Raw genomic sequence first — 20,829 nt, forward strand, 5'->3', positions numbered from 1 at the left:
AGCCGCGGCCGCGAGAGGTTCCGCAGCCACGCAGCATCGGCAGAAACCGCGATGAATGAGGCGAGAGAGGCTCACCATGTCTTGGTTCCCGAAAGGTGGAATTCGAATGTATGAAAGGCCGTTTACGGCCGCTCACTGACCTGATGGTTGCGGACAAACGACGCGATCACGTCAGCACAATAGTGCGGTTCCTGATGGTGCGGTCCGTGGCCTGCTTGCGGCAGCGTGACCAAGTGAAGCGACTTCCAGTCGCGCACCAGCTCTAGCCAGTTCTCGACAGGGCATGCGATGTCATGATCGCCCGAAATCACCAATAGCGGCACATCGCCACCCGACAGCTTTTTCATATGAGCCATTTCGGGGTCCGAGTAGATGGTCGACCTGTCTTTCGCCTCGCTGAGGAGCTTCATGAATGTCGCTTCCGGGATAGCAGGAGATCTGCCGATCTGGCGTTCGGCGATCCGATCATGGGAGCGCTTCGCGGCCGCCTTACTACCCTCAGATGCGGGCTCGAAGAACAGGATAAATTCGTCATCAAGCGTATTCACCGGGTTCATAGCGGTTTTGATGAAAAGTGGCTCTGCGCTGACTTTCGGATGTCCCGGAGGGGCCGTTCCGATCAAGACTGCCTGCGAAACTTTGTCCGGATAGGTCACTGCGAAAACCTGCGCGACGACCCCACCCAAGGACCATCCACCCATGACAACTTTGTCAAAGCCAAGGAAATCGATCAAATCCCCCACATCCTTCGCCAGCGAGGCACGATCGTATGTAGGTGTCCCGGTCGATGCACCGAGCCCCGTGTAGTCGAAGATCACCACCGTAAAATTCTTGGCTAGCTCGTCAAGGAACAGCGGGTCCCAGGAGTCCATTGTTCCTCTGAACCGGACGGCCAGAACCAGCGGCGGCCCCTTTCCGAACTTGCGGTAGGCAAGCGTACGACCTTCAAGGTTTGCGTAGCTGGTTTCGATTGTCGAAGCATTCGCTATGGTCATCATCTAATCTCCGAACTCTAGTTAGTTGCCCTTGGTCGGAGCGCCGACATTTGCAAAGAGCATGTTGAGGCCTTCAGCGATCGTAGGATGGGCGAATATGCCGTCACGCAAAGCAGTGAAGGGCAATCCACCCTGCATGGCCACTTGGACGACGCTCATCACGTCGCCAGCGTTTACACCAAGCATGCTGAACCCAAGAACCGTGTCGCTGTCGCCGGCAATGATGGCCTTCATGAATCCTTTGCGCAGCGATAGAGTTCTCGCTCGTGGAACGACATCCATGGGAAGCTTGGCAACCCGGTATTCAATACCCTGTTTTGCCATGTCGGTTTCATTCTTGCCGATCCTTGCGAACTCGGGATCGATGAACACGCAGTACGGGATCGTCCGATCGTTGGTGGTGCGGTCCCCGCCGCTCGTGGCGCTTTTGACGATTCGGTAGTCATCGAGCGAGGCATGCGTAAACATCGGCGTTCCTGCAACTTCACCCATCGCCCAGACATCCGGAGCACTCGTGCGCAGTCGTTCGTCGACCCTGATGAATCCGCGTTCATCAACCTCGACCCCGGCAAGCTCCAACCCGATGTTGGCCGTCCTTGGCTTTCGACCCGATGCAACCAGGATATGCGAACCTTCGAACGATCGGCCATCGGCGCAACGAACCGTGACGCGATCGCCGGAGCGACCCGAGACAGCAAGGTCGTAAGCGCTGAGAGCTATTTCCACGCCTTCCGAATTGAGGATTTTGAGGATTGCTTCGCTGACGTCGACATCTTCGCGCGGAGCAAGCCGCGGCCCGCGTTCAACGATAGTGACCTCCGCGCCGAGACGTCGAAATGCCTGCCCCAACTCCATCCCGATGTACCCGCCGCCAATTATGATGAGACGAGTAGGCAACTCGCCCAGCTTCAAGGCGTCCACATGTGTAATCGGGTTCGCCTCGGCGAGCCCTGGTACATCCGGAATGTCTGCGATCGTCCCGAGATTGATGAACACTTTGTCGCCCGTGAGCGTCCGCACGCCGTTTTCGGTTTCAACCTGGATGGTCTTGGGCGCTACAAAGCGACCCCAGCCCAAAACGAGGTCGAGCCCGCTCGCGTTGAACCCCGCCTGGTTCGTCTCCACCATCTCGGCTACAACCCTTGCCGTACGATCTCTCACCAGATCGAAGCTATGACGAACGATATCGACGGAGATCCCGAACTCGGCGGTATTGTTGGTCGCGTGCGCAACCTCGGCGCTACGAATGAGGGTTTTGCTGGGAATGCAAGCGACGTTGATACAAGAACCGCCGATCATGCCGGCTTCTACAACCGCAACTTTTTTACCTGCCTTAGCCTGATCCATTGCCAGCGTCTTGCCGGCCTTCCCGCCACCGAAGATAAGGAAATCGAATTGTTCAATGCCGTTCATTGCTGCCTCGCAGTTTTGATTTGGCGGCATGGAACCACGCGACATCATCCCGATATTGTAAGATACGGCCGCCCGCAAAGTTGATAGGGAGCTGGATCGTCAAAGATCTGTGCGCGCTCCAAGCTTAATCTGACACCTAACCTCGCCGCAGCGGCGGGTGATCAGGAGGCTATTTCCATGACAAACGGTTTCAACATGCCTGAAGCGGCAGCGTTCACACTTGTCGACGACATCGCAGTGCGAACCGTCCGGACGAACGAAACTCAGGGCATTCCCGTCCTCCTCACAGCACCGTGGCCTGAAAGCATCTTTGCGTTCAATCTCGTATGGGGTGGTATCAGCAAACTGGGACCATTGATCGCCATTGACTTGCCGGGCTTTGGCATGTCCGAAAGCCGGGCGGATCTGATGTCGCCCCACGCAATGGGAGACTTCCTCATTCGCATCATGGACGCCCTCAAGATCGAGCGGGCGCATGTTGTCGCACCTGATGTCGGCACGCTTGCCGTACTTTTCGCTGCTAGCGGCCATCCGAATCGCTTCGAGAGCATCGTGGGGGGCAGCGGCGGCACAAGCGAAGAACTCTTCGGAGATTCGCTGCGCCAGATCGCGGCGTCGTCAAAAAGTGACTTCGTTAATTTCGACAGCGGCCAACGCGTTTACGAGCTGGTAAAAAGCGCAGTTCGTGTTTCGATTCCCGAGGCGATCCTGCAAGACTACAAAAGCTCCTCCAGCGATCAACGATGGAACGAAGCTGCCGAATTTGTTCGAGCCTATAAGCGAGATCTCCCGATTCTCGCCGGCCTTCTGCCGTCGATCCCTACACCAACGCTGGTCATCTCGGGCGAGAGCGACCCGATCGTCCCACCTGCGAATGGCCAGTTCCTTGCGGATAGGCTTCCGCATTGCCGCGCCGAGATCGTCAACGCCGGACACTTCGTCTGGGAGGATGCGGCAGACCACTACGCCGATCTGGTATCGGCTTGGATTTCCGGTGGTTATAAAAGGGTTTGATGCCCAGTACTTTGGTCACGGCGACTTCTCCCGACTTCCTCGTCCCGATATCGAGACTAATCGACCCGCGGCTTCGGTTTAGGGGCGACTGATCGAAAGCAGCCGCCCTCGGACATTGCATCCGTGGGAAATGGGTTCTCGAACTTTCAGGCACGACGATTTAGAGACTGTTGTTTCGCAGAGCGTTCTCGATGGGTCGTCGTTTTTCGGGCCATGGGTCAGAGCCACGATGGCGGTGTTCATGTCCATAACCTTACGGCCACTTGGCAGATGTGCAGCCATTGGATAGCCAACGGAGACCACCCGCACTGAGGATGGTCTCTTTCCGGATATCCATCTTGAGCGCAGGTTCTTGATCAGCGGGGTCTCAGGCCGATACTGAGTGGATCGCCTCGCGGATGCGGACATATGTGCCGCACCTGCAAATGTTGCCCGCCATCGCCTCATCTATCTCGGCGTCAGTCGGTGTTGGATTGGCAGCAAGCAGGGACGTCGCCGACATTATCTGTCCCGACTGACAATAGCCGCACTGCACGACTTCTTTCTCAAGCCAAGCGGCCTGTACTTTCGCACCGATCTCCGATTTTCCGATACCTTCGATTGTTGTGATTTTCTGACCATTGATCATGTCAATCGTCGTCTGACATGCACGGACGGCCATATCGTCGACATGGACCGTACAAGCACCGCACTGGGCAATGCCGCATCCGTATTTGGTACCGGTCATGCCGATGATGTCACGAAGCACCCAAAGGAGTGGCATGTCGTCCGGAGCATCGACCTGGTGGGTCTCGCCATTGATAATGAGAGTTTTCATGTTTTCGCTCCTCTAGTGCCGAATTAATGCGCGGTGAGTGTTTTCAGATAGGCGATGAGATCGCCGCGATCCTGGTCTTTCGGGACCAAGATCGCCATTCGCGTTCCCTTGACGACGCCCGAGGGCGACCTGAGGAATGCGTCGAGCGTTCCTTCGTCCCAGATAATGCCCGATGATTTCATCGCGGCCGAATAGCTGTAACCTTCCGCCGTTCCCGCGGCCCGTCCGACCACGCCAAGGAGCCCGGGGCCGACCTTGTTCTGTTCGGTTGCAGCATGGCAGGCGCTGCAGCGCGTGAAGAGCTTCTGTCCCCTATCCGGATCGCCATCGGCCCACGCGTTCGAAGCTGCGGGCGCGATCGCCATCCAGCCCAGCGCCAAAAGACAGAGATATTTCCGCACAGTACCCTCCGCTGAAAGTGCGACAACCCGGCGGAGCTGAATTGCTTCGCCGGGCGCTCGCAAACCGAGCCATGGGCTGCATGCTCGAACTTCGAAATCGGACAGCCGACGCCGTAGCGTAGCAAAACACTCCTCGCCTTGCGAAAGCGTAGCTTGAATGAGTACCATCCCCTTAGACCGCGATGGCACGTTCAGACGACTGCGCAAGCCTTGACCATGAGTGCGATGCGGTCGTGATAGTCGATCCGTTTGCGTGGCGTCGCCGCCAGTTCAACGGCGTAACCCCAACGAGTCGCTTGAACACCTTCGAAAGATGGGCCTGATCGCTAAGCCCGCATGCCTGCGCAATCTGACTCAATGGTTCGTCGGTAGAGGCGATGAGGAATTTGGCCGCCTCGATCCGTCGGGCGAGGACGTAATCATAGGGAGACTTGCCGAACGAGGCCTTGAATCCCTTCGAAAAACGGCTAACGCTGAGCCGCACCTGAGCCCCCAGCTCCTGCACCCTTATGCAGCTTTCGACATTATCGTCGATGTAGCGCGCGATCTTGTTTTTTTGCCATTCGGCGAGGCCAGCAACCGTCCTGCCGCGAGGAAACGTCGGTGTCTTCGTCGGAGCTGATACGGGTGTCGGAAAATGCGCCGTGAGGCCGTGAGTATTCAAACTCCATACCACCGCCTGATTATTTGCTAGACGTAGCTGAGCGGATGAAACTTGGTTTTGCATTGGCGTAACTCTTTGCTTCGGATGCCTTGGAACCTAGTCTCGGCATTCGGCGCTAAGCGAGTTAAGCGATGTTAAGTCTGGTTAGCAGTGTTACGGTTTGCGCTGCGGAGGTTTGCTACCCAATTTTACAATACGGGTATCGACCCTCCCCGTACGGTGGAGCGATGGGCGAAGCTGGGAGTAGGCTTCGTTGCCGTAGTTCTGAAGGAAATGCCTGTGCCAGAATCGCCCCACGACAACCTACGCCCGCTCGCAGGCCGAGTGGCGCTACTAACGAACGCCGACAAGGGCGTAGGGCGTGCCACTGCAAAACTGCTTGCCATTGCGGGAGCCGACCTGGCGCTAACGGTCGATGCCGGCGAACTTTCTCCCGATTTCATCGTCGAACTTCAGCAGTTTGGCAGTCGAGTTATGAGTTTTGACTGGCCAAACGACGGATCGGGAGTGGAATGCGCGCGACTGGCGCGGAAGGTCATCTCGGCACTGGGTCGAATGGACGTGCTCATTGCGAATGCACATCACCGCGCCCATTGGCAGATCGATGACGTGGACATGGATGAGGACGCGCTCGAGGCGCAGTATTCGGGTACCCTTATGGCGACCTCAGCGCTTATCCGCGCCTCCGTCCGGTTCATGGAAAACGGAGGACGGATAATCGCGCTCAGCGCAAGCCTCGCGGACCGGGTTGGAGCACCTGGTCTGGCGGACTATGCGGCCACCCGAGCGGCAATCACAGCTTTCTGTCGCGGCGCGGCCCACGACCTCGGGCCGCGGGGGATCAATGTCAACGTGGTCCAAATCGGGTCGATTCAGGCCGAGCTCTCCGAGGCCTCGAGCGAGATGCTTGAAGCCGAGAAGCAGTCAAACGTCCTCAAGCGACTGGGAACGCCTGAAGAAGTCGCCCACGCGATACTCTTCCTCGCCGGGCCGAATTCCTCGTTCATCACCGGAAGCGTTTTGAACGTCGACGGCGGATATAACGCATAAGGACAAGCTCAGATCTCGCTCGCTCAATGGTCCGTTGCATAAACTGACCGGTTGGTCTATCTCCCTAGCAAGACCAAAGGCGAGCCTGACGTGGGACAAGACCGCTTACGAATTTTTCCTGTCGGAGCTTTGCGCGCCGCGCCAACGTGGGCGACCGCGCCCCTATTCGGCTGTCCTGACAATCACCCCTCATCATTCGCGTGTTATCGCGGCTCTAACCCGGCCGGATGCTTCCAATGACCGTACTAAGGTTTGGACGATTTGAGTTGGATACCGCCCAACGCAAGCTGACCGAATCCGGCAACGTACTTCGGCTCGGCGGCAAAGCATTCGACATATTGGTCGTACTTGCAACTTCGGCTGGCGAAGTGATCAGCAAGGAAACCCTGCTTGCAGCGGTTTGGCCGGATACGACCGTAGAAGAGGGCGCGCTCCGCGTGCACCTGGTCACACTCCGAAAGCTTCTGGGTGACCGCACGAGCGGGAGATACATCGAGAACATACCGGGCAGAGGTTACGTTTTCGTCATGCCGGTAGAGGGCTCCGGAGTCGAGTCCCTCAATCAGGCAGAGGCCAAACCGCAGGTTCTACAGCAGCGTTTCCCACGGCTGACCGAACGCCTCATAGGTCGAGACGACTTCGTGGCCGAAACCGCAGGTTTGCTCTCGACGCATCGTCTGGTGACGATTTCGGGAGCAGGCGGCGTTGGCAAGACGTCCGTCGCGTTGGCGGCTGCCGAAATCATAAGCGCTGCTCGCGAGGTCTTGTTTGTCGATCTCGCCTCGTTAAGTGACGAAAAGCAGATCGCACCGACGCTGGCGAGCCTGCTCGGACTAAGTGTCGTCATCGACAACGCGGAACATGCAGTACTGGAAGCTCTGGCCGAACGTGACCTCCTCCTCTTACTCGACAACTGCGAGCACGTAATTTCGAAAGCGGCTGTTATCGTCGAGGACATTCTGGCGACCACGAGGCTGGTGACTGTGCTCGCCACAAGCCGCGAACCCCTGCGCATTGCGGGGGAAAGAATACGACAGTTACCTTCCCTTCCTGTGCCTCCGGAAGACAGCCCCCAATCATCGCTACTGAAATATCCTGCGGTCGAGCTTTTCGTTGACCGGGTTATGTTGTCATCAGAACTGGAGGACTTCAACAACCCGGACACGCTGACGGCGGCTGCGTCTATCGTTCGCCGTCTGGATGGTATCCCACTGGCCATCGAACTTGCCGCATCCGGCGTCGCCAACCTCGGACTTATCCACCTCGTCGGATCGCTAAGCGACCCGCTCGCCGTTCTACGTCGGGGACGGCGAACAGCGCCTCCGAGGCAGCAAACCCTGAGGGCAACACTCGATTGGAGCTTTGATGGGCTGACGGATAAGGAACGCCTTCTGTTCGAATATTGCGCGATGTTCGCCGGCGCTTTTTCAACCGAAGCCGCCCTAACGCTCAGTGCGGGCGTGATGGCGGAGGAGGATTTCTACGAGGCCTTCGATGGCCTGTTCCTGAAATCACTGTTCTCGGTGAGCGGCGACGGGAAATATCGACTTCTTCAGACGACAAGAAGCTACACTCTGGAGAAGGTTAGGAGAGGAGACCAGGCCCACCGGCTACACGCGTCTCATGCCGACTACTGCGAGAAGGCGCTTACCAGCGCCACGCGTGACTGGCCAACACTTCTGACTGCCGACTGGATGCGGCTCTATTCAGATTTGATCCACGATATCCGCAGCGCGATCCATTGGTCATTCGAGTCTGTCGAATCGGAAGAATTGGGAATGCGCCTCGCTGCCAATTCCAAAGTTCTTTGGGTTCAGCTCGGATTGATGAACGAGCAGATACAGGTCCTTGACGAAGCTTTGAAACGCATCCCTGGGTCGGCGCATGAGGGGACGGAAACCGAACTCGACCTCCGAATTTCCAAAGGAAGCGCGCTATACCACGTTCAGGGATACTCGAAAGACGGCGATGCACTCCACGAAATTGATCGGGGGATCGAAATAGCGAAAGCGATTGGCAATGTAAGCAAGCGTATCCACGCAAATGCGGCGAGAACAGCCATCCTCTGCTCGCATGGCAGGTACCAAGACGCGATTAATGCCACGCTCGCGCTCAGGGACGAGAATCCACAAGTGCCATCGCATGTGTTTAGTGCCATGCTCGAGCACAATTACTTCTTCAACGGCGATCTTGCGCACGCGAGAAAGGAACTTGAGGGTTCGCTGGACGACGGCAGCGGGTCGATCAGGAGGACCGCGAATCCCGGACTGGGTTTCGACCAACGGATCACGGGCCTGGCGGTCCTGGTGTTCGTAGAATTCCTCGAAGGCAACATAGCCACCGCCATGGATCGCCTCGAGAAGTCAGTACAGGAAGCGGAGGATTTGGGGTATTCGATCGCTTCATGCCTCCTTCTCATGCTGAGTGCGTTTCCGATGGCTTCGCTTGTGGGACGACACAGCCAGGCAAATGAATACCTCAACAAAGCGGAAGGCCTGGCGAAACAACAAAGATTGATCCGTTGGCAACAGTGGATTTCGTCGTACCGGAACGGGTTGTCCGAAGCAGACAACCACGATGCTTTGGAGAAGGCGCTTGCAGGGCTGGCTGCACTGAGGCTGGAATACTTCCTGATTATCTGCGGAGCGCGTACGCCAACAGCTCATGTCGAACGCGCACTTCAGGGCGAGGCCGGTTGGTGTCGTCCAGAATTGCTCCGCCTGCTGGCGGTCGCGAAGTTCCCGACAAATCCGGAGCTAGCGAAAAACATCGCCGCTGAAGCGGTTGCGCTCTCCCGTAAGATGAGGGCGGTGTTCTGGGAATTGCGTTGCCTGATGACCGCTTATGAACTCTCGCCGCGTTCTGACCAACCCACCATTGTCGATGACATCGAAGCGGCGATCGCCAAATTCGAACCGGAAAGCAAGACCGTGGATCTCAGCGCGGCAATAGAGCTGGTACGATCGGCTCCCTGCCGCAGCGACCTAGCGCCAGCGAACGTTTCCTCTTCCTAATCCGACGTAGGTAGAGATCAAGTCAGTTGCGGATGATCAAAGTCCGCGGGCGGGACTTCTGTTTCGAGCGATAAACCAACTTAACACCGATTAACTCGCATAACGGCACCTTAATCGGCACTTTCCTTCACACCAACATGGACGTGATGACAAGGAAAGGATGCCTGATGTCCGTCAAACTTGAGGAAGCCGAAACAAGATATGTCGAAGCCTACGGAATTCGCTATGCGTACCGTCGGCTAGGCCGTGAAACCGGGACCCCCCTGGTTTTTTTGCAGCATTTCACCGGAACGATGGATTCATGGGATCCGGCCGTAGTGAACGCTCTCGCGGTGAATCGGCCCGTAATTGTTTTCAATAACGCCGGCGTCGGAACATCGGGAGGCAAGACTCCCGACACGGTCGATCAGATGACCACGGATGCCGAGAGCTTCATCGCGGCGCTCGGTTACGAGGAGGTTGATCTTCTCGGCTTCTCCCTCGGCGGGTTCATCGCACAGCTTATGGCTGCTCGCCCGGCCGTCAAGGTCCGCAAGATCGTACTCGCAGGCACAGCGCCCAAGGGCGGCGAAGAGCACCTGATGCAGGTCGTCGAGGAAGCATTCGCGCGAAATGCCGAGGACGTCCGCCTTCCCCTCTTCTTCACTCCGTCGGAAGCAAGCCAGGCTGCTGGACAGGCATTCATCAATCGTGCCGTTGTTCGGACACATCAGCGCGATCCGGAAAGTTCGGATTCCGTCAGCAATCCGCAGGCAGCCTCCATCATCGGATGGTGCGCTGACAAAGACCCCGACCACAAATCGTTGAAGGCGATCAAGCAGCCAACGCTCATCGTACATGGCAGCAGCGATACGATGTTTCCTTCCATCAACGCGTACGAGATGTTCAAGAACATGCCGAACGCCACGCTCGTTCTATACCCTGATTCCGGTCACGGCGCACTTTTCCAGTATCCCCAAACGTTCGTCGCGCACGTCCAGCACTTTTTAAACAGCTAAACAAAACAACTACGGAGAAGATAAATGCACTCCCTCGTCGAGAAAATTATTGCCGCTCATGGTGGCCTGGAAACCTGGCAGAAGTACACACGTCTCACAGCCCACCTCAAGCAAGGTGGCGTCATGTGGCCGCTCAAGGGGCATTCCGGCCAGCTTGACGTAACCAACGTCTCGGTCGGCCTCGGCGAGGAGTGGGCTTCCCACGACCCCTTCAGCGCCGAAGGAAAAGTGACGCGGTTCGAGCCTGATCTGGTCCAGATCAAGGATGCACATGGGAAGGTCCTCGAAGAGCTCAAGCATCCCCGCACGTCGTTCACCGGCCACACGCTGGAAACTCCTTGGTCCGACCTACAACTTGCCTATTTCGCAGGCATCGCAATGTGGACTTACTTCAACATGCCGTTCCTGCTGGCAGCGCCCGGGGTCGAAAGTGAGGATGTCGGCGAGTGGACGGAAAGCGGAGAGACGTGGCAGCGTTTGAAGGTCACGTTCCCCGCCAATATCGCAACGCACAGCACCGTCCAGACGCTCTACGTGGACGACAGCGGTCTCCTCAAGCGGCACGACTACGACGTTGAGATTGCGGGAAACACTCCGGGTGCCCACTACATCGGCGGCTACAAGGAAGTTCAGGGACTGATGTTCCCGACCGAACGGCGCATTTTCCCCAGACAGCCTGACGGCAAGTCAATGCCGGAACCGCTCGTAGTATCGATCGATCTTTCGGACATACATCTTTCGTGAGGTAGCGGGCGCGCGGGCAACCACCCGCGCCCTATAACGCTAGCGGGGCTCGTTGCCCCGCTTCCAAGACCGGAATTGCTTGAAATCCCACCGAAATAGACCTGAAACATAGACTAGCCGCGTTCATGAAAGAGTTCACGAGAAACGTGTTGCCGCACGTCCAGCCTTTCGAAGGTTCGCAAGCGGGCATGCGGCGGACATTGGGTCGGCCGATGCACTGGTGATGATTGCATTGAAAAAGCTGAAAGCACGATGGATGTTCCTCGGCTTCGGCGACCTCAGGATCGAAGGCTACGGTCTGATCCATAGTCTTGCGGAAAGCGATGTCGCGATCATCGACGAAGTCGAGAGCCAACAGATGCCGGAGAATGATACCGGGATCGCGTGCACCCTGAGAAGATTGACCGCACTCGACCGAAGCATGATCCTGCTCACTTCAGTCGAACAGCTGACTTTCCAGGAAGTCGGGAGCGCCTTGGGCATACCCCACAGCTTCGTAATCAACGAACTCCCTCTCGCGAGAGAGCGACTGAGGGAGTTCGTCGAGATTCCGCTACGGGCGAGCGCACACAAGGGCACACATCTCAGGAGCATCAAATAATATGCCAACCATAACTGAAATCGAAATCCAGCTGTACATCGACCACTCCCTTCCCGAGGAGCGCAATCGCGCTGTGAAACAATACCTGTACGATGACCTGACGACTGCGCAACGGGTCGGGGCTTACGAGCGCCACGCCGACGCACTTAGGAGAGCGCTCTCTCCTGTCGCCGAAATGCCACTTCCTTCGATCTTCGAGCCGAGCGCGCTCGAGACGGAGTTGTCGCTGTCGCCTTTAAGGCGTCTCAACTCGATCGCCGGCGCAATCCTCACGGCCGTCATCGCCTACATTGGATGGGGATGGTGGCGAGTGCTCGAAGAGCAAATAGCCCATTTTCTAGTACGTTAGCATAGGGAGTGTACGACGTCCGTTTCGCCTGCTCCATCCGGGCCGGGTTTCGTCTCTCGCTATGAAATACATGATGTCGTGGATAAACGCGTTTCCTCCAATAGCCCTTACTGTGCCTGCGCCTGCTTCCGTCAACCCGTGACGTCGAGAAACTTCAGCGCCTGATGTATCTGGCTGACGACCGCGGCCCCCTCGCCCACGGCTGCGGCAACTCTTTTGGTCGAGCCGGCGCGCACATCTCCGATTGCGAAGATGTTGGGTATGCTCGTCTCCAGGGCGAACGATTGCCGCCCGAGGGAAGACGAGAGGTCTTCAGCAAACCCTCTGCCTGTAAGCACAAAGCCGTTGTTATCAGTGTCTATTTTTCCGCCAGTCCAACTCGTGTTGGGGTCGGCTCCGGCGAACAGGAAGAGGTGGTCGAAATCACAGGCTCTCGTCTGCATCGATTTCTTATGCTGCAAGACGCCTGAGACATTTGGCCCATCGTCCCTCCTGACCGAGACTAGTTCGTAGCCGAGATGTATTTCGACATTAGGCAACGCCGCAATCCGTTCGATGAGATATGACGACATCGTCTCGGAGAGATCGCGGCGAACGATCATGTGCAGTCGCTTGACGCGTGGCGCGAGGAACACGACCGCCTGGCCAGCTGAATTTCCACCTCCGATAAGGGCAACGTCCGAGTTCTCGCAAAGCTTGGCCTCTAGCGCGGAGGCCCAGTACGAAACAGTGGAATCCTGTATCTTCTGCAAGCCATCGATCTCTGGCGTGCGATACCGCGCACCGGAGGCAATCACGAGCGACTTTGCACGAATTGACTGCCCATCTTCGAGTTTCAGCGATATGGGTGCTGACCGTACACGAGATATTTCGGGGGCCGTCAGTTCCCTGACCTTCAGCGGCAACGCAACCTCTACTCCGAATTTGAGCGCTTGGCTGAAGGCCCGCCCCGCAAGTGCAGCTCCGGAAATTCCAGTCGGAAAGCCGAGGTAATTCTCGATACGGGATGAACTTCCCGCCTGTCCGCCGATCGCGCGTTGGTCGATAACAATCGACCGCAGGCCTTCGGAGGCCGCGTAGACCGAGGTTGCCAAACCTGCCGGCCCTGCTCCCACGATCGCAACGTCATACAATATCTCCGGATCGAGCTCAGGCGTGATGCCGAGGCATGCCGCCGCCTCCCCTTCCGTCGGGTTTCTGAGCACCGTGCCGCTTGGGCAAATCATTAGCGGCAGTTCGCTCTGCGATATGCCGAGTCGCTCGACGAGAACCAGCCCTTCCTCGTTCGACGCGGCATCGAGGACCGTGTGGGGGTATCCGTTGCTGGCGAGAAAGCCCTGAAGGCGCAGTAGGGACGGATCACTCGATGTCCCGACCAGGATGGAGCCGCCCAGACCAGTATCAAGGTAGGCGACGCGACGAAGTATGTAGGCGCGCATAACAGTCTCGCCGACTTCCGCGGACCCGATGATGAGTGCTCGCAAATGTGCCGCATCAAATGGAATGGCCACACAGCCATCTGGACCGGCCCTAAGGCCCGCCAATGAGGGACGGCCCGATAGCTGGTTGATTTCGCCCGAGAACTGACCGGCCTTATGAGTAGCGGCAGCCTGATCCCCGCGAAAGCCATCGTGCCGAAACGCATCGATCCGCCCTTCGAGAACCAGAAAGGCCGGCGCGTTCCCCTCGCCAACAGGAAATATCTCTTGGCCAGGATTGAATGAAAGCGGCCCCTCACTGGCGAATCTGCGGGCTGTCTCTACCTGCAAAGGAGTGAGCGTCGGAAATCTCTGATAGTCGCGGGAACCGCTATCCATGGTCCATTCCTTTTGTCCACCAGCAGTGAGGCCGCGGACGACGTGCCACGCCTTCGAAAACACTCGACCAATATTTGAAGCTCGGACGGCGGCCTAGCTCTCGGTCATTCCATCTTGCCTGACGCCGGAGGATCGCTCGCCGGGAAACTTTCCTCGAGTGCTTCGTCGAGAAGTGCGTCCGCGGGAGAAGCAGGTGCGTCTCCTACTTCGAGGGTGATGTCCGACAGCTCCGGCAGAGTTTCAATACCGTCCCGAAGAGGCTCTTTGCTGACCTCAAGCTTCTTGTTCATCGATCCCGAGCTCCTTTCGTATCAGAGGTTTCCTAGTGATCATACCGACGTCGATATTGGACGATCGGGTTCCCTCGGGGAGGACCGATCTTACAATCGTTTTTTGCTCGCCTCCGGCACTCTTTTCGGACGTGCAGCATCGGCGTTGGCCTGTGACGCGCTTTTCCGCAACACCACAGGGGGCTTTGATGAAGTACCGCTCTATTCCATTTTCACTTTGGCTCCTCGCTTGTAGCGTCGCTTTGACTTCGGTCGGAGTTGCTCAGGAAACAGGTACCGCGCCGACGGTCGTCGTGGCCAAGCCAGTGCTGCGCGATGTCGTAGACCGCGATGAATTCATCGGCCGTTTTCAGGCGGCCGAAGAAGTCCAAATCCGGGCGCGCGTAGGCGGATACTTGCAGGCGATCAACTTCAAGGACGGTCAACTCGTCAAGGAGGGAGATCAGCTCTTCGAGATAGACCAGCGTCCCTTCGTGACTGCGCTTAATCAAGCGCGCGCAAACCTCGCCGTCGCCAATGCAGGCCTTACCTATGCGCAAGCGGAATTCGATCGCGTCAATTCGCTGGTGAAGTCCGGAAGCCAGACGATATCCACTCTGGACGACCGCCGGCGTGCGCTGGACTCGGCGCTAGCGAGTGTGCAGGGTTCGCAGGCGGCATTCGACCGCGCGAACCTTGATCTGACATACAGCCGGATCACAGCACCCCTCGGTGGCAGGATCGATCGCCATCAGATCTCGGTGGGCAATCTCGTGCAAGCCGACCAGACGCTACTGACTTCCATCGTCATGCTGGATCCGATCGACTTCTATTTCGACATTGATGAGCGCAGGCTGCTGAACTACGCCGAAACGGCACGCAAAAACGGCGAAGTCCTGCAGAGCGGCGGCGGTGGCCTCAAGGTCTCCGTCACCCTCGGTGATCGCAACCGCACCAAATTCCAAGGAATCCTGGATTTCGCCGAAAACCGCGTCGATCCCCAGACAGGCACGCTTCGCGCTCGCGCCCGGTTCGCAAATCCGGATTTCGCGTTGCAGCCGGGGCTATTCGGCAGGGTCGAGCTCGAGGGATCGAATTCCTATCAGGCTATTCTCATCCCTGACGAGGCTATCAGCTCGGACCAGGATGAGCGGGTCGTTTTTGTTGTCGGGAAAGACAATACGGTCAGTACGAAGGCCATCCGGCCCGGCCCGCGAATATTCGGTTACCGTGTCATCCGCAGCGGCCTTGACGGAAGCGAGTCCATCGTTGTGAGAGGCGTGGTGCGTGTGCACCCCGGCATGAAGGTCGATCCCAAGGAAACAACGCTGCCCCCGGAAAACAAGGACCCAGTCGGCTCCGCACCGGAAGCCGCTCCGGCAACGGAGGTCGGCCAATGAGATTCGCTCACTTCTTTATTTCCCGTCCGATCTTCGCCTGCGTGATATCGCTTGTCCTGATGATCGTCGGAACGATCGCCTACTTCGAACTTCCCGTCTCCCAGTATCCAGAGATCGCACCTCCCACCATCGTCGTCAGGACCTCCTACCCCGGGGCCGACTCGCAGACGATCGCCGACACCGTTTCGTCGCCGATCGAGCAAGAAGTGAACGGCGTCGAGGACATGCTTTATATGTCGTCCTATTCGAGCGCGGACGGAGCAACGACGCTCACGATCACGTTCGCCCTGGGAACCGACCTCGACAAGGCGCAGGTCCTTGTGCAGAACCGCGTAGCCGTCGCCCTTCCTCGACTGCCGCAGGAAGTGCAGCGCCTCGGCGTCACCACCACGAAAAGCTCACCCGACCTCCTCATGGTCGTGCATCTGCTCTCGCCGAATGGTCGCTACGACCAGCTCTATACGTCCAATTACGCGCGAAACCGCGTCAGGGATGTGCTCGTCCGCCTGCAGGGCGTGGGCGATATCCAGATCTTCGGCGAACGGCAATATTCCATGCGGATCTGGCTCGACCCGGAGAAGCTGTCTTCATATGGAATGACAGCAACCGATGTCGTGAACGCTCTGCGCGATCAGAACGTCCAGGTTTCCGGCGGCTCCATCGGGGCTCCACCCACAGCAAGGGAGAACCCGTTCCAATATACCGTGCGCACGGACGGTCGATTCCAGGATGCCCGGCAGTTCCGCTACGTCATCGTGAAGTCAACGCCTGACGGCAGGCTCGTCAAACTCGAAGACGTTGCCAGGGTCGAGCTCGGCGCGCGGGACTACGTGACGAACTCCTACGTGAACAACCAGCCCGCGGTCGGCATGGGCATTTTCGCGCGGCCCGGTACGAACGCGCTGCAGACAGCTGCGCAGATCAAATCGATCATGAAAGACCTCTCCGGCCAGTTTCCGCCCGGTCTGGAGTATCGGATCATCTATGACACCACGGCTTTCGTGTCGGATTCGATCAACGAGGTCTACAGGACGATCGGCGAAGCGATCGTGCTCGTCGCCATCGTCGTTCTCATATTCCTGCAGTCGTGGAGGACCGCGATCGTGCCGATCGTCGCGATCCCGGTTTCGCTTGTCGGTACTTTCGCCTTCCTTGCGGCATTCGGCATGTCCCTGAACATGCTCACTCTCTTCGGTCTGGTGCTCGCAATCGGTATCGTGGTGGACGACGCGATCGTCGTGGTGGAGAACGTCGAGCGCAATCTTGCGAGCGGAATGTCGCCCCGCCGTGCGGCGCACGTTACGATGGATGAAGTGGGTACGGCGGTCATCGCCATATCGCTCGTTCTCATCGCCGTGTTCGTACCGACGGCCTTCATTCCGGGAATCGCGGGCCAGTTTTACAGGCAATTTGCTGTGACGATCTCGATCGCGACCGCAATTTCGGCACTCAACTCACTGACCCTGTCACCGGCCATTGCCGCGATCGTCCTGCGCGCTCACGGTCACTCGGAGACGAAGACGAACCTTCTGGCGAGACTGGGGAAATGGTGTGCCGAGATATTCAATCACTGCTTCGACAAACTCAGCTACGGCTACTCCGCAATCGTCCGAAGCATCGTCAGCTCGAAAACCGGTCTAAGCTGTGCCGTTGTCGTCTTCGTCGCCCTCCTCGGAGCAACCTGGTTCCTCAACACCAAGGTGCCGAGCGGCTTTATTCCGATTATGGACCAGGGTTATGCGATCGTGGTCGTCCAGCTTCCGGAAGGCGCATCCCTCGACCGCACCGATGCGGTGATCAAGAAGGCCGGAAATATCGCCAAGGACACGCCTGGTGTCGCCAATGCGGTGCAATTCGCAGGTTTCAACGGTGCAACCTTCACGAACGCTTCGAACGCTGGCGTGATTTTCACACCATTCAAGCCGTTCGAGGAGCGGCTGGCGACCGGGGACACGTCCGAAAAGATTATCCGGGCGCTCTATAAGAACCTGCAGAGCGTCGATGAGGCCTTCATCATTGCCATCCCCCCTCCACCTGTTCAGGGCATCGGCAATTCGGGCGGCTTCAAGATGCAAATTATGGATCAGGACAACTCGAACATGACGCGCGTCCTCGGCCTGGCTCAGCAGATGATGGTCGAAGCGAACCGGACGCCAGGTCTCACCGGGGTCTTCACCACCTTCTCGGAATCTAGCCCGGAGTATTTCCTGGATATCGACAGAGACAGGGCACAGTATCTGAACGTTCCGATCCCCAATATCTTCGACACTCTCTCCAGCAATCTGGGCGTCGCCTACGTCAACGACTTCAACGCGTTCGGAAGAGTCTATCAAGTCCGTGCCCAGGCGGACAAACAGTTCCGCCTCGAACGCGACGACATGCTCGATCTCAAGGTCAAATCCGCGACTGGAGCCCTTGTTCCGTTAGGAACGCTTGCGAATATCAGGGAGACAAGCGGCCCGACGCTCGTCCAGCGCTACAACATGTATGTCTCTGTCCCTCTCCAGGGCAACGCCGCTCCTGGCGTTTCCACGGGCGAGGCGATCGCAAAAATGCAGCAGCTTGCCGCAAAGACGCTACCACCAGGTACGACGTACGAGTGGACTGAACTGTCCTACCAGGAAACCCACGCTGGAGGCAGCGCTGTCTATATCTTCGCGCTGTCGGTAGTCTTCGTATTTCTCGCGCTGTCCGCACAATATGAGAGCTGGATCCTGCCGGCGGCAATCATCCTCATCGTTCCGCTGGCGGTGCTGGGTGCGCTTTTCGGGGTCTATTTGAGGGGAATGGACAACAACATTCTCACGCAGATCGGCTTCGTGGTTCTGATCGGCCTGGCGGCGAAGAACGCCATCCTGATCGTGGAATTCGCGCGCCAGGCACAAGACGCGGGAAAGACCGCAGTGGAAGCAGCGATCGAAGCCTGCCATCTGCGTCTGCGCCCGATCCTCATGACGGCACTCGCATTCATCTTCGGCGTCTTGCCACTCGCGATCGCCGAGGGCCCGGGAGCCGAGATGAGGCGCTCGCTCGGCACCGCCGTGTTCAGCGGCATGATCGGAGTCACGCTATTCGGCCTGTTCCTGACTCCGGTGTTTTACGTGCTGTTGCGGTCACGATATGTGCCGAGGAAGCACGTCGAGGACGAGTGGGTGCAGGAGACGAAACAGGCGGCTGAGTAACCTTCTCCGATCGAAGCCATCGCGAGCCGGAAGCCGCGGTGGCAATCGCAATATCGCCAATCCATATAGACAAGGTCTGCCGGCGTCTCCGATAGGAAGCAACGTCGGCAGTGCCGCATTCGGCATTGCACTGAAAACAGCAGGAGTAATCAGGACTATGCGCAGCGTGGGTTTCATTCTTGAGAATGGTTTCCAGGTCATGGGACTGGCGGCGCTGTCGGCGTTCGAATTCGCAAACCAGGAACTGGGCGAAGAGGCCTATAAGCTGACGGTGATGTCTGAAAAGGGCGGAACGGTCAGGTCGTCCTTGAGCATCGGCATCCAGACCAAGAAGCTGGAAGAGTATCCCGATACATTGATGGTCGTCGGCGAGCTGGTTCCGCGTGCGCCCTCACCGACACTTCGGCAATACATCGTCAATGCTGCCACGGAAAGCAGGCGTGTTGCGGGAGTCTGCACGGGAGCCTTCCTCCTGGCCGAAGCGGGCCTGCTCGATGGCCGGCTCGCCACGACCCATTGGGCACACGCACGCGATCTACAGCGGAAGTTCCCACAAGTTCATGTCGACGAAGACCGTATCTTCGTCCGCGACGAGAACATCTGGACATCAGCCGGAATGAGTGCCGCTATCGACCTGACTTTGGCGCTCATCGAGGACGACTATGGGGCCGCGCTTTCGAAGACGGTTGCTCGCAAACTTGTCGTCTATCACAGGAGGCCGGGCGGGCAGTCCCAGTTCTCGGCTCTACTCGAACTGGAACCGCGCTCCGACCGCATCCGAAAGGCGCTCATCTATGCCAAGGAGCATCTTCGAAATCCTTTGAGCGTCGAAGAGCTTGCGGATACCGCGAATCTGAGCCCCCGCCAGTTCAGTCGGCTGTTCCGTGACGAAACGGGGCATTCTCCGGCAAAAGCCGTCGAGCGACTCCGACTCGAGGCAGCAAAAGCAATGCTCGAAGACGGAACCCATCCCGTTGAAATCGTGGCACGCGACACAGGTTTCGCTGATCGGGACCGTATGCGCCGCGCGTTTCTTCGCTCATTCGGACAGCCGCCTCAAGCCGTTCGTCGCACGCTTAAAATGATCGGAGGTGCTAGACTGGAGAATGTGGAGAGCTGACGTCCTCGGACGTGCTGCGACCCTAAGAGCCTCTCAACGAATGGATGAAGCCATCGCCAAGCTGACGACCAAATAATGTCCTAAAATGCCGTTTCCTTGACATTTGAGACGATCGCATTTTGGGACATGATCCTCCAATCGAAGCCGAGCCGATACGCCTAGAAATACGCGCGTCTCTCAACGAACAGGAGCGATCCATGAAAACGACAGGTAACACGATCTTCATTACGGGCGGAACTTCCGGCATCGGCCGCGGGCTGGCGGAAGCCTTCCACAAGCTTGGAAACAAGGTCATCATCGCAGGCCGCCGCAAGGCCTTGCTCGACGAAGTCTCCGCGGCAAACCCAGGGATCGATGGCGTCGAGCTCGACATCAACGACATCAACGACATCCATCGCGTCGCCAGGAAGCTGATCGCCGAGTATCCCAAGCTGAACGTCTTGGTCAACAACGCGGGCATCATGCCGTTCGACGATGCTTCCGGCCTGGTTGACGACGAAGTATCACGTCGCATCATTGACACGAACCTGCTTGGCCCGATCCGTATGACCTCCGCGCTCGTCGAGCACCTGAAGGCGCAGCCCGAGGCGACGATCATCAATAACACATCGGTGCTCGCATTCGTGCCGCTCGCTTCGAATGCGGTCTATTCAGCGACAAAGGCAGCCCTTCATTCATACTCGCTTTCGCAGCGGTTCATGCTTCGCGACACCAATGTACGGGTCCAGGAAATCGCTCCGCCATGGGTCGATACGGACCTGGTCAAAAAGAGCGGCGATCCGCGCGCGATGCCGCTGGATGTTTTCATTGAAAAGACGATGAAGGGTCTCGAGACGGACGCCCCAGAAGTTTACGTCGAGGAAATTGCAGCCCTTCGTGACAACCCGGGGAACAACGAGCATGCCTTCGTCCATGGATTCAATGAATCCTTGGCGGCGAACCCGATCCCAGTCTAAGCCTCCAAAATCGCGGCATTGCCTT

General features: G+C 57.8%; 18 protein-coding genes. 11 read left to right on the forward strand and 7 right to left on the reverse strand.

Annotation, left to right across the window (positions count from 1 at the left end; genetic code table 11):
- Positions 1 to 122 precede the first annotated feature (122 nt).
- Positions 123 to 998 carry an alpha/beta hydrolase gene (locus FHT28_RS17460; RefSeq protein WP_246704881.1) on the reverse strand — a complete coding sequence of 292 codons (876 nt, stop codon included), beginning with the start codon at positions 996 to 998 and terminating at the stop codon, positions 123 to 125.
- 18 nt (positions 999 to 1,016) lie between these two features.
- The gene (locus FHT28_RS17465; protein WP_168596881.1) at positions 1,017 to 2,408 is read right to left on the reverse strand and encodes an FAD-dependent oxidoreductase; all 1,392 of its coding nucleotides are present in this window, start codon (positions 2,406 to 2,408) and stop codon (positions 1,017 to 1,019) included.
- A 195-nt stretch (positions 2,409 to 2,603) separates the two neighbouring features.
- On the opposite strand from FHT28_RS17465, the gene FHT28_RS17470 reads away from it, so the two are divergent.
- Complete coding sequence (locus FHT28_RS17470; protein WP_246703093.1) at positions 2,604 to 3,422, forward strand: alpha/beta hydrolase; 819 nt, start codon at positions 2,604 to 2,606, stop codon at positions 3,420 to 3,422.
- 367 nt (positions 3,423 to 3,789) lie between these two features.
- On the opposite strand, the gene FHT28_RS17475 is transcribed toward FHT28_RS17470, so the two are convergent.
- The 3 genes from FHT28_RS17475 to FHT28_RS17485 all read right to left on the reverse strand — a co-directional run bounded on the left by FHT28_RS17475 (position 3,790) and on the right by FHT28_RS17485 (position 5,367).
- Positions 3,790 to 4,239: a (2Fe-2S)-binding protein gene (locus tag FHT28_RS17475; RefSeq protein ID WP_168596883.1), complete on the reverse strand. Its 450-nt coding sequence runs from the start codon at positions 4,237 to 4,239 to the stop codon at positions 3,790 to 3,792.
- Between the two features lie 23 nt (positions 4,240 to 4,262).
- Complete coding sequence (locus tag FHT28_RS17480; protein ID WP_348644882.1) at positions 4,263 to 4,640, reverse strand: cytochrome c family protein; 378 nt, start codon at positions 4,638 to 4,640, stop codon at positions 4,263 to 4,265.
- 172 nt (positions 4,641 to 4,812) lie between these two features.
- Entirely contained in the window at positions 4,813 to 5,367 is a 555-nt protein-coding gene (locus FHT28_RS17485) for an AraC family transcriptional regulator (RefSeq protein ID WP_168596884.1), read from the reverse strand.
- Positions 5,368 to 5,577: 210 nt separating this feature from the next.
- On the opposite strand from FHT28_RS17485, the gene FHT28_RS17490 reads away from it, so the two are divergent.
- The 6 genes from FHT28_RS17490 (at position 5,578) to FHT28_RS17515 (ending at position 12,060) form a co-directional block, all read left to right on the forward strand.
- Positions 5,578 to 6,354: an SDR family oxidoreductase gene (locus FHT28_RS17490; RefSeq protein WP_210255520.1), complete on the forward strand. Its 777-nt coding sequence runs from the start codon at positions 5,578 to 5,580 to the stop codon at positions 6,352 to 6,354.
- Between the two features lie 236 nt (positions 6,355 to 6,590).
- Entirely contained in the window at positions 6,591 to 9,368 is a 2,778-nt protein-coding gene (locus FHT28_RS17495) for a winged helix-turn-helix domain-containing protein (protein WP_168596886.1), read from the forward strand.
- Positions 9,369 to 9,535: 167 nt separating this feature from the next.
- Complete coding sequence (locus tag FHT28_RS17500; RefSeq protein WP_168596887.1) at positions 9,536 to 10,366, forward strand: alpha/beta hydrolase; 831 nt, start codon at positions 9,536 to 9,538, stop codon at positions 10,364 to 10,366.
- Positions 10,367 to 10,390: 24 nt separating this feature from the next.
- Positions 10,391 to 11,110, forward strand: coding sequence for a hypothetical protein (locus FHT28_RS17505; RefSeq protein WP_168596888.1), 720 nt, complete (start codon positions 10,391 to 10,393; stop codon positions 11,108 to 11,110).
- 232 nt (positions 11,111 to 11,342) lie between these two features.
- Complete coding sequence (locus FHT28_RS17510; RefSeq protein WP_168596889.1) at positions 11,343 to 11,711, forward strand: hypothetical protein; 369 nt, start codon at positions 11,343 to 11,345, stop codon at positions 11,709 to 11,711.
- 1 nt (position 11,712) lies between these two features.
- Positions 11,713 to 12,060, forward strand: coding sequence for a hypothetical protein (locus FHT28_RS17515; protein WP_168596890.1), 348 nt, complete (start codon positions 11,713 to 11,715; stop codon positions 12,058 to 12,060).
- 131 nt (positions 12,061 to 12,191) lie between these two features.
- Here the strand turns inward: FHT28_RS17515 and FHT28_RS17520 are convergent, their stop codons facing one another.
- Together FHT28_RS17520 and FHT28_RS17525 are read right to left on the reverse strand one after the other, a co-directional pair.
- Positions 12,192 to 13,877, reverse strand: a complete 1,686-nt coding sequence (locus tag FHT28_RS17520; RefSeq protein WP_168596891.1) for an FAD-dependent oxidoreductase — start codon at positions 13,875 to 13,877, stop codon at positions 12,192 to 12,194.
- A gap of 104 nt (positions 13,878 to 13,981) precedes the next feature.
- Positions 13,982 to 14,167: a hypothetical protein gene (locus FHT28_RS17525; RefSeq protein ID WP_168596892.1), complete on the reverse strand. Its 186-nt coding sequence runs from the start codon at positions 14,165 to 14,167 to the stop codon at positions 13,982 to 13,984.
- Positions 14,168 to 14,409: 242 nt separating this feature from the next.
- Between FHT28_RS17525 and FHT28_RS17530 the strand changes: the two genes are divergently transcribed.
- The 4 genes from FHT28_RS17530 to FHT28_RS17545 all read left to right on the forward strand — a co-directional run bounded on the left by FHT28_RS17530 (position 14,410) and on the right by FHT28_RS17545 (position 20,804).
- On the forward strand, positions 14,410 to 15,546 hold the full coding sequence (locus tag FHT28_RS17530; protein ID WP_168596993.1) for an efflux RND transporter periplasmic adaptor subunit: 1,137 nt from the start codon (positions 14,410 to 14,412) through the stop codon (positions 15,544 to 15,546).
- A complete protein-coding gene (locus FHT28_RS17535) occupies positions 15,543 to 18,728 on the forward strand; it encodes a multidrug efflux RND transporter permease subunit (protein ID WP_168596893.1) in 3,186 nt (1,061 codons plus the stop codon). The genes FHT28_RS17530 and FHT28_RS17535 overlap by 4 nt, the downstream gene beginning before the upstream one ends.
- 157 nt (positions 18,729 to 18,885) lie before the next feature.
- Complete coding sequence (locus FHT28_RS17540; RefSeq protein ID WP_168596894.1) at positions 18,886 to 19,848, forward strand: GlxA family transcriptional regulator; 963 nt, start codon at positions 18,886 to 18,888, stop codon at positions 19,846 to 19,848.
- A gap of 197 nt (positions 19,849 to 20,045) precedes the next feature.
- On the forward strand, positions 20,046 to 20,804 hold the full coding sequence (locus FHT28_RS17545) for an SDR family NAD(P)-dependent oxidoreductase (RefSeq protein WP_168596895.1): 759 nt from the start codon (positions 20,046 to 20,048) through the stop codon (positions 20,802 to 20,804).
- Positions 20,805 to 20,829: the final 25 nt, after the last annotated feature.

Origin of the sequence: Rhizobium sp. SG570, from assembly GCF_012275345.1 — a bacterium.
Classification (GTDB): Bacteria; Pseudomonadota; Alphaproteobacteria; order Rhizobiales; family Rhizobiaceae; genus Rhizobium; species Rhizobium lusitanum.